Origin of the sequence: Paenibacillus nuruki (assembly GCF_963311185.1) — a bacterium.
In the GTDB taxonomy this organism is placed as follows: domain Bacteria; phylum Bacillota; class Bacilli; order Paenibacillales; family Paenibacillaceae; genus Saccharibacillus; species Saccharibacillus nuruki.
The window spans coordinates 4933303-4950261 of sequence record NZ_OY725677.1 but is presented as its reverse complement, the minus strand read 5'-3'; the positions used below and the strand labels follow the sequence as shown (position 1 = coordinate 4950261).

Below are 16959 nucleotides of genomic sequence, written 5' to 3'. Positions count from 1 at the left end.
AAGAACTATCTTTCGGTAATCATTGATAAATATAAGCATATTTGGACAAAAATAAGCCAGTACATCTGAATGCGTATCCTTATTCAACATGTACTAGCTATGATTACTTTATTTCATTGTTTAAACCTGACTGCTTTCAAGTTCACGACTACGCTGTGTATCTCGTTCCAAAATAGGTTTGAGATAGTGCCCTGTGTATGAATTCTTCACTTTGACTAATTGTTCAGGGCTACCCGATGCCAGAATCGTACCTCCACCGCTACCGCCTTCTGGACCAAGATCGATCAAATAATCGGCTGTTTTGATTACATCCAGATTATGCTCAATCACCAGTACAGAATCACCAGAATCGACTAGACGATGAAGTACTGTTAATAGACGATCAATATCATCTACATGTAGTCCTGTTGTCGGCTCATCCAAAATGTAGATCGTTTTACCTGTGCTACGACGATGTAATTCAGAAGCCAATTTCACACGTTGCGCTTCACCACCAGATAATGTAGTAGCAGGTTGTCCAAGCTTCACATAACCCAGACCTACATCGAATAATGTTTGCATTTTACGCTGAATACGAGGAATGTTTTGGAAGAAATCTACGCCATCCTCCACCGTCATTTCAAGCACATCCGAGATACTTTTGTTTTTGTATTTCACTTCAAGTGTCTCACGGTTATAACGTTTTCCTTTGCAGATTTCGCAAGGTACATATACGTCTGGCAAAAAGTGCATTTCGATCTTGATAATACCGTCTCCGCGACAAGCTTCACAGCGTCCACCTTTAACATTAAAGCTAAAGCGACCTTTTTTGTAACCACGTACTTTGGCTTCATTGGTCTGTGCGAATAAATCACGAATATCATCGAATACACCTGTATATGTTGCTGGATTAGAACGTGGTGTACGACCGATAGGTGATTGGTCAATATCAACTACTTTATCCACATGCTCTAGTCCACGGATTTCACGATATTCACCCGGACGAACTCTAGCTTTGTTCAGATCACGAGCTAGTGTTTTGTACAGGATTTCATTAACGAGTGTTGATTTACCAGAACCCGATACACCCGTTACAGCTGTAAACAATCCAATAGGGAATTTAACATTTACATTTTTAAGATTGTTTTCTTTGGCTCCACGAATCTCTAACCAACGATCGCTTGCTTCACGGCGCTTCGCAGGGACAGGAATAAATTTGCGTCCACTTAGATATTGACCTGTCAACGAATCAGGATGCGCCATAATCTCAGCAGGTGTTCCTTCTGCGATCACGTGCCCACCATGGATTCCTGCACCCGGTCCGATATCAATAATATGATCAGCCGCCATCATCGTGTCTTCATCATGCTCAACTACGATCAATGTATTTCCTAGATCACGCATATGCTCTAACGTATGAATCAGACGATCATTATCCCGTTGATGTAGCCCAATACTAGGCTCATCCAGAATATAAAGTACACCGGTCAGACTAGAACCGATCTGTGTCGCTAAGCGAATACGCTGTGCTTCACCACCGGATAATGTTCCTGCCGCACGTGCCATCGTCAAATATTCTAGACCTACATTAACAAGGAATCCTAGACGACTACCGATTTCTTTCAAAATTAAGCGAGCAATACTTTGTTCTTTTTCACTCAATACTAGATTTTCAAAAAAAGTAGTTGCATCGCCAATAGGCATCGCTGTCACTTCTGAAATATTCACTTGATTAACGGTAACTGAAAGAATTTCTTTTTTGAGACGATTACCTTTACATACCGGACAAGGCTTCGCACTCATAAAGCCTTCGATATATTCACGCATACTATCTGAAGACGTATCTTTATAACGACGTTCCAAATTATGAACAATGCCTTCGAACAGCACTTGAGCTTCTTTTTTCTGTCCAAAGTCACTTTCATAACGGAAACGAATCTTTTGTTCACCTGATCCTTTTAAAATCAGATTAATCTGCTCTTCTTTTAATTCAGATACAGGTACATCAATCGGAATCTTGTAATGCTCACATACTGATTTTAGAAATTGAGGATAATAGTTCGATAATCCACCACTCCATGCTTGAAAAGCACCTTGATCGATCGTTTTACTTTTATCAGGAATCAGTAAATCTGGATCAACAACCATACGTACACCCAGACCATCGCATTCAGTACAAGCTCCAAACGGGCTGTTAAACGAAAACATACGTGGGGATAACTCTTCCATACTGAATCCACAGATCGGACACGCAAAGTTGGAACTAAAGCGAAGTTCTTCTTTGTCGATAATATCTACCAGCAATTGACCGCCAGACATTTTCAAAGCCATCTCAATCGAATCTGCCAGACGAGTAGCTACATCTTCTTTGACTACAATACGGTCAACCACAACTTCGATGGTATGTTTTTTATTTTTTTCCAATTGAATATCTTCAGATACATCTCTAATCTCGCCATTCACACGAGCACGCACAAATCCTTGCTTAGAGATTTCAGAGAAAATACTTTTGTGTTCACCTTTACGTCCAGAAATGACTGGTGCCAAAATTTGCAGACGGGTACGTTCCGGATATTCCATAATACGATCAACCATCTGCTCTACCGTTTGCGACGTAATCTCAACTCCATGCACAGGACAATGAGGATGACCTACTCGTGCAAACAAAAGACGTAAATAGTCATAAATCTCCGTTACTGTACCTACTGTAGAACGAGGGTTACGACTTGTTGTTTTCTGATCGATCGAAATTGCAGGAGACAATCCTTCGATTGAATCTACATCCGGCTTCTCCATTTGTCCCAAAAACTGACGAGCATACGCAGATAATGATTCGACATAACGACGTTGACCTTCTGCATAAATCGTATCAAATGCCAGTGAAGATTTCCCTGATCCACTTAACCCTGTTAATACCACAAAGCTATCGCGCGGGATACTAATATCAATATTTTTGAGGTTATGTGCGCGTGCACCTTTGACCTCGATAAATTTGTTTGCCAAATAATCCAACCTCCAAGTCCGGTGCTTCCGGAGTAATTGCTACATTTCTGTATATCCACATCTCTAATTGAGTATGTTATCCATTTAGCAGTAAGCTATGATAAAGGTTGTCAAACATCACTGGATACAACACAGGATATTTAACAACCTTCATTATTTATCTATTCATAGATGAAGAGTAACAGGTACTCTGTTTTTGTAGAATCTAGATGTTATTCAGCTTTGAGTTCTAGCACAGCATCTCGCAATTCCGCTGCACGCTCAAACTGTAGATTTTTCGCTGCTTCTTTCATTTCCAGTTCAAGACGACTGATCAGTGCTTGACGATCACGTTTGGAAAGTTTCGTTTTACCGATCTCTTCCATATAACTTGCTTTACCTTCAGCCACTTTGGTCGCTTCGATAACATCACGTATTTTTTTACGGATCGTTTGCGGAGTTATACCGTGTTCTTCATTATAAGCGATCTGAATACTACGACGACGCTCGGTTTCTGAAAGAGCTTTCTGCATTGAATCTGTAATGCGATCACCATACATAATGACTCGACCATCCGAGTTACGTGCCGCACGACCAATAGTCTGGATCAATGAACGTTCAGAACGCAAGAATCCTTCTTTGTCCGCATCCAAAATTGCTACCAGAGATACTTCAGGTAAATCAAGTCCTTCTCGTAGCAAGTTAATCCCGACAAGAACATGGAACGTTCCCAGACGAAGATCACGCAAGATCGACATCCGTTCTAACGTCTTGATATCCGAATGCAGATACCTGACTTTGATTCCTATTTCTTTGAGGTAATCGGTAAGGTCTTCCGACATTTTCTTGGTCAATGTCGTTAACAGTACCCGTTCATCTCGCTCAATACGTAAATGAATTTCTCCAATAATATCGTCGATCTGTCCTTTGGTTGGACGAACTTCGATAATAGGATCAAGCAGTCCTGTTGGACGAATAATCTGTTGCGTCATTTCTTGACAATGTTCCAATTCATAAGGACCTGGTGTCGCTGAAACGAACACAATCTGACTAACTTTATCTTCGAACTCTTCGAATTTAAGCGGGCGATTATCCAATGCTGATGGAAGACGGAATCCGTGCTCAACCAGTACACTTTTACGCGCCTGGTCACCATTGTACATCGCTCTAATTTGCGGCAATGTCACATGTGATTCATCGACAACAATCAACATATCATCTGGAAAATAATCCATGAGTGTATACGGAGTATCTCCGCGTTCACGGAAAGTAAGAGGACCGGAATAGTTCTCAATCCCGGAGCAGAAGCCTACTTCTCTCATCATTTCAAGATCATAATTAGTACGTTGCTCTAGACGTTGTGCTTCCAGCAACTTCCCTTGTTCATTTAACACTTTAAGACGTTCTTCTAGTTCACGTTCAATATTTTTAAGCGCTACTTTAAGCGTTTCTTCTTTGGTAACAAAGTGAGATGCCGGGAAAATAGCAATATGTTCGCGTTCACCGACTAATTCGCCTGTCAGTACATCAATTTCAGTAATCCGTTCAATCTCGTCACCGAACAATTCAATACGTACTGCTTGTTCTCCGCGAGAAGCTGGGAAAATCTCAATCACATCACCACGTACACGGAACGTACCGCGTACAAAGTTAATATCATTCCGTTGATACTGAATATCAACGAGACGAGATAAGATCTCATTACGCGACTTCTCCATACCTACACGCAGTGATAATAACAAACCGCCGTAATCTTGAGGTGAACCCAGACCATAGATACAAGATACACTGGCTACAATAATCACATCACGACGTTCAAATAACGAACTGGTCGCTGAGTGACGTAATTTATCGATCTCTTCATTGATACTGGAATCTTTTTCAATATAGGTATCTGAAGACGGAATATAGGCTTCCGGTTGATAATAGTCATAATAACTTACAAAATAATCGACAGAATTGTTAGGGAAAAAGTCTCTAAATTCACCTGCTAATTGCGCCGCTAATGTTTTGTTATGTGCAATAACCAGTGTAGGTCGTTGCACCTTGGCAATCACTTGTGCCATTGTAAATGTTTTACCTGTCCCGGTCGCCCCGAGAAGAGTCTGATACTTTTCTCCTCGTTCTATACCTTTTACCAACTCATCTATCGCTTGAGGCTGATCGCCTTGAGGAGAGAATTCCGACTGTATTTCAAATTTCTTGGAGCTGACAACAATATCATTCATTGCCCTGCATCACCCTATCGTCTAAAATATAATTACACGTGCCCGATAATAACAAAAGAGACCGTTACTCAAAGTGCCGAATACATTATTCTTTACCCAACATGTACAATGGTGGCACACCATGAATTGACGAATCTCATTTTTGGTTAATTATTCTATAATAAGTTGTCTGTAGATCATACCCTCTATAGCACAGCAAAAATATACCGCTATAGGAATGTTTGTTCTTATATTATACTCTTCCTATTGTATTTATGCAATTGAAACAAGACTGAAATTTTAACTTTTTTTATGTAAATCGTTACATTTACGGTTATTCCCCATACCCAGAACAGGAGATGAACGAATGGATTTAACAACGATTATTGGGATTATTGCAGGACTTGCTGCATTGATTGGGGGCTTTTTATGGGAAGGCGGAGATGCTAGCGGGCTGGTTCAAGGTGCTGCTGCATTGATCGTATTTGGAGGAACAGCTGCGGCTGTCGTCATCAGTTTTCCATTAGCACGATTGAAAAAAATTCCACGTGCGATAGCTTTTACTTTTTCATCAGGTGGTACAGATAATGAACAATTGATTGAAGATATTGTGAATATGTCTACGCATGCACGCCGGGCAGGTGTACTTGCACTTGAACCTCAAGCTTCTTCTCATGATAATCCTTTTCTAAGAGAAGGGATTCAGCAAGTGGTTGATGGTACAGATCGTGAAGTCATTCAACAGATTCTAGAACTTGAAATGACCAAAACCGAATTAGAACATGAACAATATGCCAAAGTATTTGATTCTGCGGGTGGTTATGCACCTACGATGGGGATTATTGGTACGGTTATGGGGCTGATTCAAGTATTAGGCAGTCTAAGCGAGCCCACAGGATTAGGTGGATCAATTGCTGTTGCTTTTACAGCGACGTTGTATGGTGTAGCCAGTGCCAATCTCATCTTCCTACCGATTGCTTCCAAGATTCGTTCACGTAGCGAACTGGATATTCAGACGATGGAAATGTTATTAGAAGGTGTATTGTCTATCCAAAATGGTGAGAACCCTCAATTGGTTCGTAAAAAGCTAGAAACCTTTTTGCCGGAAAGTAATGGGAATCTTATTCGCGAAGCTAGAACAGGGGAGGAATAACGATGGCACGTTATTCTCGGCGCAGTAAAAAAGGAAATGGGCATAACCATCAAGATCGCTGGCTGATTACTTATGCGGATCTAATTACACTATTACTCATCTTTTTTGTGGTCATGTATTCGGTGAGTCATGTTGATACAGAAAAGTATCAGGTGCTTACGGACTCGTTACAGCTTACTTTTCAAAGCGACAATTCAATTCTAGATGGTGGTAAAGGCATTACCGGAACAGCAGGTAAAAATACGAGTAACGGTGGTTCTACTTCTACCAGTAATCAAGCAGGTAATGCTGGCGGTAAAGATACACAAAGTGGATCTACTACACTAACCAATCGCGAAGAAGCTTTCCGTAAGCAGGAAAGTGAACTAGCCAATCTTATGAGTGTAATCGAAACCTATGTCAAAACGAACAATCTAGGCAATCAAGTTGTGGTTGCTGATAAGCCTCAAGGGATCTCGATTACACTAAGCGATCAATTTTTATTCAATGAAGGACAAGCCAATCTCAAATCACCTTCTTTAGCCACACTGGCGCAATTGTCTAGCCTTTTCCAATCGATTGATACGACGGTCAGCATTGAAGGGCATACCGATAATCTGCCGATTGTAAATGCTTCACGTTATCAGGATAACTGGGAGTTGTCAGGTGCTCGTGCATTGTCTGTTCTGCGCTATTTTATTGATACTAAAGGGTTAGACAAATCGAAGTTTCAATATGCAGGTTATGGAGATACTCGCCCCACCGCAAATAACTCAACCGCTGCGGGTCGTCAAAAAAACCGCCGTGTTGAAATCATCGTGTTACGTCAATTGCAAGATTAATGGGCTGCATATAAAAGTTGAAATACAAAAAACACTCCAGCGTACTTCTCTATCTATAGATGAGAAGCTACACTGGAGTGTTTTTATGTTCTAAAATTTATTTTTTGCTAACATTTAATGATTGTTTATTAGGTATTGGGTACACCTATTATTTAGCAACATACTATTTTATGCGCTTTATGACTTACGCCGAGGACGCTTGGGTAATCCATGCTTTTCAATATACTCGGGAGTCAATTCAATTGGCTCTTCCGGTACTTCCGGTTCGGTCACTTGCTCACCTTCTGGTAATAACAAAGCAGAATGTTCATGATAGCTACTAGGCAACTTCTGTACACGCGGTTTGGTTAACAAATGCCATGCCGATAGTCGCTGAATATCTGGCGAAACCACCGCTTGATCGTCTGGCGCGAATATCATTCCTAACTGATGATGATCTCCTGCATAGATCGCCCGTTGCAGAAATTTACTTTCGCCTTCTACATTTAATACTTCCAATTTACAAAATGCAGGATTGATTCGCAATGCCGCATGAAGAGATTGAGGATCATGGATAAGCTGTCCGTTCACTTTATACATACTTTCACCTGCGGTAATGCCTAGTTCTGCCGCAGGGCTATACGGAATAATATCTAAAATTTTGATTCCACGTAATCCACGAATAAATAATGGGCTCTGCTCTGTTTCTTCTCGTCGACTGAAGTACATCACACATTCACGTAATATCACAGCAATAATGACTGCCGGTATTGCAATCGGTGCCCACCATAATGCTAGGGCTGCAAATACTACCATAATCAGACCACTTTGTACTAACCGCTTCGCTATTCGCTGTGCTTTCGCTTGTGGCAAATGGGTCTGTGTTAATACACTACAACCGATCATTACAGGCAATGCCGTTAGCGATACACCGTCTATCCATGATTGTGCTCCATGAAGAGGTGTCCACGGTAAAACGATACCACTTACAGAAGGAATAAATAACCACAGTGGAACAGGCCAGAAAGCTTCCATTGCATATGCACCTACAGGCTTACCACGCTTGCCTTCGATCACTACAGGTGAAGAAAAACGTAACGCTTGCATACGGAATAATAACGCTTCGATCAATTGCAACAATACCGATATCGCTAATAATCCAGGCAAGTCAATATGACGAATACTCGAAATAAATGACCCTATCCCACCGGTCGGTTGCCATGACGGAAATGAAAGTAACACCATATAGATAATCGTAAGTACAGCCAAAGCCATCGTCAAATGAGCGTAACGTAGACGGAATAAGGATAATAGGATCAAAATAATGCCTATACACCAGATTATTTCTGTCTCTATATGTATACCAATAAAAGCCATAACGATCGAGATCAGTAGCCCTGCAATGATCCCGGTAACGACGGTTCGTAACACTCGACCTGCATAGACATAAATACGGATATTAAATAATTTACGTTCAAGAATACCTTGTCTTCTATAGTGCAACAATACACCGATTAGAAATATATAGTAAAAAGGCTGCGTTAATAGCGCCCCTAATGCCCCGCCTATCATACGGAGTGCCTCACCCAATACGTTCAACGGTTGCCACTCTCCTTTGCCATCTATCTTTGCTTCACTATCAGCGTATCATTCATTCGCATATAGACTCAACTCTCTCTATTCTACATAAAAAAAGAAGGCTATAACAGCCTTCTTTTTGGAAATACTTATGAATAAGCGCATTACAGTTTCAAATTACGGGGTCTTCGTGGTAGAAATCTGCTTTTCAACGCCTGCAATCGCTTTGTTGATCTGAACATCATATTGTGGATCTTGGATATGCTCCACTAATGCTACTTCAAGTGCTGTTGCTGTTTTCTCATCAATCGCACCCGTTACTTTTAGCTTTTGCTTGGTCTGGAATGATTTCACTGCTGTTTCGGTATCACGGTCAAAATAACCATCTTTACGATCTACCGTGTAACCAAGACCATCTAACATAATTTGAGCACTCTTAATATCACTATTATTCATATCATATTTGAGTGTTTTCTCTTTGTTGATTGGAGTTACTGTAAAGTAATCCGGTGGAGCAATTTTAACATCTGGTTTGATTCCTTTTTTGTGAATCCAATCTCCATTTGGTGTTAACCATTTGGCAATCGTAATTTTAATTAGACTGCCATCGTTAAAGATATTATCCATACTCGTCTGAACGGTACCTTTACCATACGTCGTCTCACCGTATAAAGTCGCACCAGCAGATTGCTTCAAGGCACCTGCTAGAATCTCAGAAGCACTTGCGCTACCACCATTCGTCACTACAGCAATCGGATATTTAACACCTTTACCTTTGGACTTAGTCTCATCACGTTTACCTGCTTTGTCTTCGACCTGTACAATCAATTTGCCATTCGGAACAAATTGTTCAGCCATATCAATTACAACAGATAGAACACCGCCTGGATTGTTACGAACATCAATCACAAGACCTTTCATACCTTCGCCTTCAAGCTTTTTCACTTCAGCATCAAAACGTTCGGCTGTATTCATCGAGAACTGCGTTACAGTGATTACGCCGATTTTGTCATCCGTCATTCTCGAAGTAACCGTCTCTACATCAATATCATCACGTACAATTTTGAAATCTAACGTATTTGAACTACCAGAACGTTTGATTTCAAGAGTAGCTGTTGTGCCTTTTTTACCACGAATCTTGTTAACCGCGTCATTCAAGTCTACGCCCGCTAACGATTCGCCATTAATCGATACAATAATGTCTTTAGGACGTAATCCTGCTTTTTCCGCAGGCGACCCTTTGATTGGAGAAACAATCACTACATTACCATCTTCTTGCGACACTTCTGCACCAATTCCAGTAAATGATCCTGCGATTGATTCGGAAAATTGAGTCGCTGTCTCAGGAGCCATATAACTGGAATAAGGATCACCTAATGCTTCCATCATTCCATTGATCGCACCATCTACTAGCTTGTTGCTATCTACATCTTGATAATAATTACTTTCAATCAATTTGGCAGCTGTACTTAATTTACTTTGCTGTTGGTCGCTTAGACCACCACCGCTAAGTGCTGCGAGCAATCCTTGTCCGTTGACAGCGTTACGAGCGATTCCTGGCAGACTGGTAAAAGCCAGTGTAAGCACGCTACTCAGCACCATCATGGCAATCACAAGTAGTGCTACGGTGCGTTTTCTCATCATGTGTTACCGCCTCTCTGAGCTTAACGCTATTACAGATAACCCATCGGATCGACAGGTGTATTATTCACACGTACTTCAAAGTGACAGTGAGGGCCTGTAGAGTTTCCTGTAGAACCTACTTCTGCAATCTTCTGTCCCTGACTCACTGTAGCCCCTACAGAAACAGCAATACCGCCATCACGAATATGTCCATATAAGGTTCTGATTCCATTTCCATGATCAATAATCACAGTATTACCGTATCCATTTTGCCATTGAGCGACAATGACTGTACCGCCTTGAGCGGCATGAATATCAGTTCCTTGAGGAGCTGCAAAATCAACACCTGTGTGCATTTTGTATACCCCTTGAATCGGGTGATTACGGTATCCGAATGGAGAAGAAATACGTGCACCATTTACAGGTAGACCCATACTACCATTACCGCTACCTTGATACCCACCTGTACTTGGTGGTGTATAGCTTCCACCTCCACCGGATGATGGTGGATTGTTCGCTGCTGCTTCTGCTCTGGCTTGAGCTTCAGCTGCTGCACGAGCCGCCGCTGCTGCTCTTTCTTGTGCTTCTAGTGCTGTTTTCTCTTGATACAGAGAAGCACGTTTATCAGCTAGATCCCACAACGCTTGTTCTTGCTCGGATGTGATATCATCTGCATTTTCAATCTGTGTATTGTATTTAGAAATAAGTACTTGTTTTTCGCTTTCTTTGGCATCTAATTCGCCTTTACGCTCTGCTTTTTCAGCATATAGACTTTTCGCTTTTGCATACGAAGCAGTCAATTTTTTTTGCGTTACGATTACGAATTGTTTGTCTTTCTCATGTTGAGCCAAAATGTCCTGATCTTGATCTACAATCATACGTAATGAATCGGCACGTTCTACAAAATCAGAAAAATTGGTTGATGCCATTAACACATCCATATAAGAGATTAATCCATCGGTATACATCATACGTACACGAGTATCAATCATACCTTCACGAGCATGAATACGTTCTTTGGTTTCAGCCAGATCTTTTTTCGCTTGACGCAGACCTGATTCGGTTTGTGAAATATCACTAGAAACGCGAGCCAACTGACTGCTCACTTCATTGATCGCTTGCAATACTTTACCTAGATCTTTTTGTGTTCTAGCTTTCAGTACTTGCGATTTTTTCTTTTGAGCAGCAGCTTTTTTCTTCTGTTGGGCTGCTTCCTGTGCTTTTTTCTCCACAGCATTTAATTGACTTTGGATATCACTAACCGATTTGGCGGCGTGTACATGTTGTGGTTGTATCACAGAGACTGCCAATAAAATAACAGCCATAACTGATGCGACTTTTTTCAACTTTTTCTCCCCATCCTTTTACCGTTTGTAGGTTTTTGAAACAGTCGTTTTCCGGCGTTCAGCACTTGCATCAAGTATGATTATCGGCAATATTTTGCAGATATCTTAGCTTTTTTTGCATATTTACGAAAATAATTTATTTTATACTTTAAGGAAGCGACGAATCGAGAGTGTACTACCCCATATTCCGATCAATACTCCAAGTCCAAGCAATAGACTGCCTAATAATGGCCAGATCTGCTGTAACGGAATCAAAGTGATCACAGACGCTATTCCAAATGATCGAACAGAAGCGGCTACCAATTGCTGATATCCGATAAATAAAATTCCAATTGTTACCAGTGAACCAATACCGCCTAATAGTGCACCTTCAATAAAGAACGGCCAACGGATAAATTGATTGGTGGCTCCAACAAGCTTCATAATGCTAATTTCACGACGACGTGCAAGTATAGTGACTCGAATCGTATTGGCAATCAAGAACATCGCCATCAGTCCAAGCGCAGCGACTAAGATCAGACCAATATTACGAATCAATGCAGTAACTTTGAATAACGTCTGTACAGTGTCTCCACCATAACGAACTTTGAGAATAGGTTTCTCAGGATGTTCTGTATTCAGTGCTTCAATCTTCTGAGCGACAAAAGGAACAGTTGTTGGTTCTATCACTTGGATACGTAAAGCATCAGGTAATGGATTGTTATCTTGTGCATATCCTTGTAAAAAGGACTCTCCACCTTCACCCAGACGATCACGTAATTCTTTCAATCCTTGTGCTTTGGGAACAAAAGTGACCGTGCTTACTTCTGTCATTGCACTGATTTCTTGTTGTAGTTCTTGTCGTAACGACTGATCTACGTTGAGTTCTAGAAAGACATTAATTTCAACTTCACTGTCTGCCTGATCAGCTAGTTGATTCACATTTAATACTAACAAAATAAATACACCCAAAATAAACAGAGACACAATAATGGAAGTAATGGATGCGATCGACATCCATCCATTGCGGAATACGCTTCTAAAACCTTCCCGCAAGTGTCGCAAGAAGGTATTAAAATTCATAACCGTACTCCCCTCTAATCTGATCTCTGACGATCATGCCGTCTTCAATCGCTAATACACGACGACGCATCGAATTCACAATATCTCTATTATGAGTTGCCATAATAATTGTGGTACCACGGAAATTAATCTCATCTAGCAATTGCATAATGCCATATGACGTCTCAGGATCAAGGTTACCTGTCGGTTCATCCGCAATAATAACAGCTGGATTATTGACGATTGCGCGTGCAATAGCGATCCGCTGTTGCTCACCACCGGACATTTGTTCAGGGTAACGCCCTGCTTTACTTTGAAGTCCTACTAGATCCAATACTTCCATTACTCTTTTTTTCATTAATTTTCTCGGCGTTTCAATAACTTCCATTGCAAAAGCAACATTATCGTACGCTGTTAACTTCGGAAGCAAACGAAAATCTTGAAAAATAACTCCGATATTACGACGTAATAATGGAATCTTACGTTGTTTTAATTTGCCTAAATTGAATCCATTTACTGAAATTTGACCTTTAGTTGGTGTTTCTTCACGATACATTAGCTTCATAAAGGTAGACTTACCCGCACCCGAAGGACCGACCACATATACAAATTCGTTGCGATCAATCTTCACAGAGATCCCTTGTAGAGCATGTGCTCCATTGGGATAAGTTTTCCATACGTCCTGCATTTCTATCAAATCATCACTTCCTAATAACAAGATCATTCATCTGTACACTATTCGTGTGGCAAGATGAAGTCTGAATTCTTTTATTCGTTACTGCTATTCTTCACATTTCAACAACACTAAGTATAGGTAGGTTGGTTCTTATCAAGTAAACCAATATACGATGAGGTACTTTGTACAGAATGTATCAAAACACCATATGTTTGAAAGACTGATTCAATAATCTCTATTGTAACAAATTCGTTACCATTTGAGTACTATAATAACTCGAAAATCACTCAGTAATCAAAAAAGCCTGAAATCAGCATCATGCTGAAATCAGACTTTCTTCTGCTAACGACCTTAAAAAGCGTCTATATTTAAAAAACATACTGTAACATCACTTTTGATTAGGCTTGTTGGTTTGTAGAGCACGTTCTTTACCCATACACGAAACAGCGATTAATGCCCCGATGGCGGGTAGAACTGCCCACATAAATGTACCGGCGATCGAACTGGTCAAAGCCACTTGAATCATCTCAATAACTTGGGCAGGTAGATTAGCTTTGATATCATCCGATAATAATGCACGTGGATCTAACTGTGTCAGATCAAGTCCCGGAGGTAATGAACTTCCACTACCACTTTGATCGACACCTGCTTGCAATTGATTGCTAAGGATACTGCGCTGAATCAATCCAAATATGGTTACACCCAGTGCCATCCCTAGTGAACGAACAAATGTTAACGTAGAGGTTGCAGCTCCACGTTGGCGGAAATCAAAGTTCTGAATCCCACTGATATTAAGTACAGAGAATGAGAAGCCAATACCGAATCCTGCTGTAGCTAGATATAGATACAATAATAGTGCAGGGGTCTCCGGTGTAATCCTGCTTAACAGTGCCATGCCTAATACAAATAAAAATCCAGAAATCATCATAATACGACGGAAGGTTAATTTGTTAACCAGTATGCCGCCAAGCATCGCAGCAATTACTGATCCGATCGTCATCGGCATCAAAGTCAGCCCTGAATTGACTGCTGTTCCACCGCTAACCCCTTGAATATAGATCGGAATATATAGAGCGACTGTAATAAACGCAGCTCCATAGAAGAAAGCCGCTAATGTACTACTAGTAAACAGACGATCTTTGAACATTGGAAATGAAATAATAGGTTCTGCTGCTTTCTTTTCCGCAAAAATAAAAGCGATCAGTAAGATCACAAAGCTCACAAATAATCCTAAGATCACGCCTGAATTCCACGGATACGTATCTCCGCCTAATTCTAGAGCGAACATTAATGAAACGACAGCACCAATAAGCAGACCTGCGCCCCACCAATCGATTTTTTGTTTCGAACGTTCCATCGATTCATGATAAAAGATCATAATCAATAGAAATGAAATAATACCAAACGGAACATTGATATAAAACACCCAGCGCCAATTCATATACTGAGTAATATAAGCGCCTAATAATGGACCAAACAAACTGGACATTCCGAATACAGCACCCAGCAAGCCTGTCATTTTACCACGCTTTTCCGGTGGAAACGTATCGAACACAATTGTAAAAGCGATCGGTACAAGTGCACCGCCACCTATTCCTTGAATCGCTCGATAAATACTAAGTTGTACAATCGAATCGGCTGTTCCACATAAAATAGAACCGAGCATAAACACAACAACACCAAAAATAAAAAATCGCTTACGACCATACATATCCGAAAGCTTGCCGAAAATAGGGGTTCCTGCGAGAGAAGCAACCAAATAGGCTGAAGTTACCCAGACAAATTGATCAAATCCTCCAAGGTCGCCTACGATTGTAGCAATCGCTGTAGCCACAATCGTATTATCTATCGCTGCAATAAAAATACCGAGCAACAATCCTGCGACGATCCAGCCTGTTTTCGAAGCTCCTTTGCTTTTTTCAGCAACAGATGCCGACATATACTCACTCCTTTTTCGTAATCATAACATGATCCTTCTGAGAAGCATCTGTTTGTTACTGACCCATTGGTCACAATGGAATGAGTATAGCATATTATTGAATTGAAGACGACAAACGCCTATTTACAAAGTAACTCCACTTTTAAATATCGCCAATTCACGGAACTTATTTTTTTCATTATTGACCCAGCGTCCACTGGCGACTTCGATAATATACTCGATAAAATCACGCAATCCATCTTCCATCGTTACACCTTCTACTAAAGTGCCTGCATTATAATCAATCCAGTGTGGTTTATTAGCAAATAAAGGTGAATTGGTTGATACTTTCATAGTGGGTACAAACGAACCGAAAGGCGTACCCCGTCCTGTGGTGAAAATGACCAACTGACAACCTGCTGCTGCTAATGCAGATGAAGCCACTAGATCGTTACCCGGTGCACTCAGCAGATTTAATCCGCGTGTCTGTAATCGTTCTCCATATAATAGAACATCTTGTACAGGAGAAATTCCTGATTTTTGCGTACAACCCAGTGATTTATCTTCTAACGTAGTAATTCCGCCCGCTTTATTACCCGGAGACGGATTCTCATATACAGGCTGTTTGTAATCCATAAAATACTGCTTGAAGTCATTGATTAGATGAACAATTTTGCCAAATACCTGTTCATCTGCTGCACGCTCCATTAAGATCTGTTCAGCACCAAACATTTCCGGTACTTCTGTTAATACTGTGGTTCCACCCTGTGCCGCCATATAATCAGACAGTTGACCTAATAGGGGGTTAGCTGTAATCCCTGATAATCCGTCAGAACCACCACATTTAAGTCCGATTTTGAGATCAGCTAACGGTATTTCTTCCCGATGGTCACCTTGTACATGTTCAAAGATTTCTTTAAGCAATTGCACACCTGCTTCGACTTCGTCAGATACCATTTGCGAGACAAGGAATTTGACCCGTTGTTCATCATGTTCACCGATCGCAAGCTTAAATTGATCCATTTCATTATTTTCACAGCCAAGCCCAAGTACCAGTACAGCGCCTACATTTGGATGCTTCACCGCGTCTGCCAGAATCGTACGTGTATATTGATGATCATCTCCAAGCTGAGAACAACCGTAACTGTGCTTAAGCACCAATGTATTTTCAAAAGGAGCGATATCGCCTACTTCACGCTCGAACTCACTTAAGATCAATTCAGCGATTCCGTTGACACAGCCCACTGTCGGTACGATCCATAGTTCATTACGGATACCCACATCTCCATTGCTACGTCGATACCCTTGAAATGTACGATTTTCGAGCGTATATGGATTGAATAATGTTTTGGGATCATAATGATATTCTTCAATACCAGTTAAATTGGTTTTGGCATTATGAGTATGAATATGACTACCGACGGCAATCGGCTGAATCGCATGTCCAATCGGATAGCCGTATTTGATAATATGTTGATGGATTTCTATCGGTTGTAGTGCAATCTTATGTCCTCTTGCAATATCTTCAGTTAACGTAATTGATTGTGCCGTAGCTGTTGTGGTATCTAGTGTAATCACTTCACCTTGCTGATAATCACGTAGCGCCACAGCCACATTATCTTGCGGATGAATCTGTATATATTCCAACATGATTCG

11 protein-coding genes are annotated in these 16959 nt (G+C 40.9%); 2 read left to right on the top strand and 9 right to left on the bottom strand.

All coding sequences use genetic code 11. The features are described from left to right. Positions 1-120: 120 nt before the first annotated feature. Both uvrA and uvrB read right to left on the bottom strand, forming a co-directional pair. Entirely contained in the window at positions 121-2982 is a 2862-nt protein-coding gene (uvrA, locus tag RCP16_RS21935) for an excinuclease ABC subunit UvrA (RefSeq protein ID WP_308641342.1), read from the bottom strand. Between the two features lie 212 nt (positions 2983-3194). Beyond that, positions 3195-5189, bottom strand: coding sequence for an excinuclease ABC subunit UvrB (gene uvrB, locus RCP16_RS21930; RefSeq protein WP_069328508.1), 1995 nt, complete (start codon positions 5187-5189; stop codon positions 3195-3197). 346 nt (positions 5190-5535) lie between these two features. On the opposite strand from uvrB, the gene RCP16_RS21925 reads away from it, so the two are divergent. Continuing rightward, positions 5536-6321 (top strand): flagellar motor protein, encoded by a 786-nt coding sequence (locus RCP16_RS21925; protein ID WP_069328509.1) that lies wholly within the window; start codon positions 5536-5538, stop codon positions 6319-6321. Positions 6322-6323: 2 nt separating this feature from the next. Beyond that, positions 6324-7142 carry a flagellar motor protein MotB gene (locus RCP16_RS21920; protein ID WP_069328510.1) on the top strand — a complete coding sequence of 273 codons (819 nt, stop codon included), beginning with the start codon at positions 6324-6326 and terminating at the stop codon, positions 7140-7142. A gap of 177 nt (positions 7143-7319) precedes the next feature. On the opposite strand, the gene RCP16_RS21915 is transcribed toward RCP16_RS21920, so the two are convergent. From RCP16_RS21915 to RCP16_RS21885, 7 genes are all read right to left on the bottom strand, one after another. Continuing rightward, entirely contained in the window at positions 7320-8720 is a 1401-nt protein-coding gene (locus RCP16_RS21915; protein WP_308641341.1) for a PDZ domain-containing protein, read from the bottom strand. 156 nt (positions 8721-8876) lie between these two features. Then, complete coding sequence (locus RCP16_RS21910; protein ID WP_273592502.1) at positions 8877-10343, bottom strand: S41 family peptidase; 1467 nt, start codon at positions 10341-10343, stop codon at positions 8877-8879. Between the two features lie 29 nt (positions 10344-10372). Continuing rightward, positions 10373-11668: a murein hydrolase activator EnvC family protein gene (locus RCP16_RS21905; protein WP_308641340.1), complete on the bottom strand. Its 1296-nt coding sequence runs from the start codon at positions 11666-11668 to the stop codon at positions 10373-10375. Positions 11669-11809: 141 nt separating this feature from the next. Continuing rightward, entirely contained in the window at positions 11810-12730 is a 921-nt protein-coding gene (ftsX, locus tag RCP16_RS21900) for a permease-like cell division protein FtsX (protein WP_069328514.1), read from the bottom strand. After that, positions 12720-13406 carry a cell division ATP-binding protein FtsE gene (gene ftsE, locus RCP16_RS21895; RefSeq protein WP_069328515.1) on the bottom strand — a complete coding sequence of 229 codons (687 nt, stop codon included), beginning with the start codon at positions 13404-13406 and terminating at the stop codon, positions 12720-12722. The genes ftsX and ftsE overlap by 11 nt, the downstream gene beginning before the upstream one ends. 367 nt (positions 13407-13773) lie before the next feature. Then, positions 13774-15324: an MDR family MFS transporter gene (locus RCP16_RS21890; protein ID WP_308641339.1), complete on the bottom strand. Its 1551-nt coding sequence runs from the start codon at positions 15322-15324 to the stop codon at positions 13774-13776. Between the two features lie 123 nt (positions 15325-15447). Then, positions 15448-16953, bottom strand: a complete 1506-nt coding sequence (locus RCP16_RS21885; protein ID WP_308641338.1) for a UxaA family hydrolase — start codon at positions 16951-16953, stop codon at positions 15448-15450. Between the last annotated feature and the right edge of the window lie 6 nt (positions 16954-16959).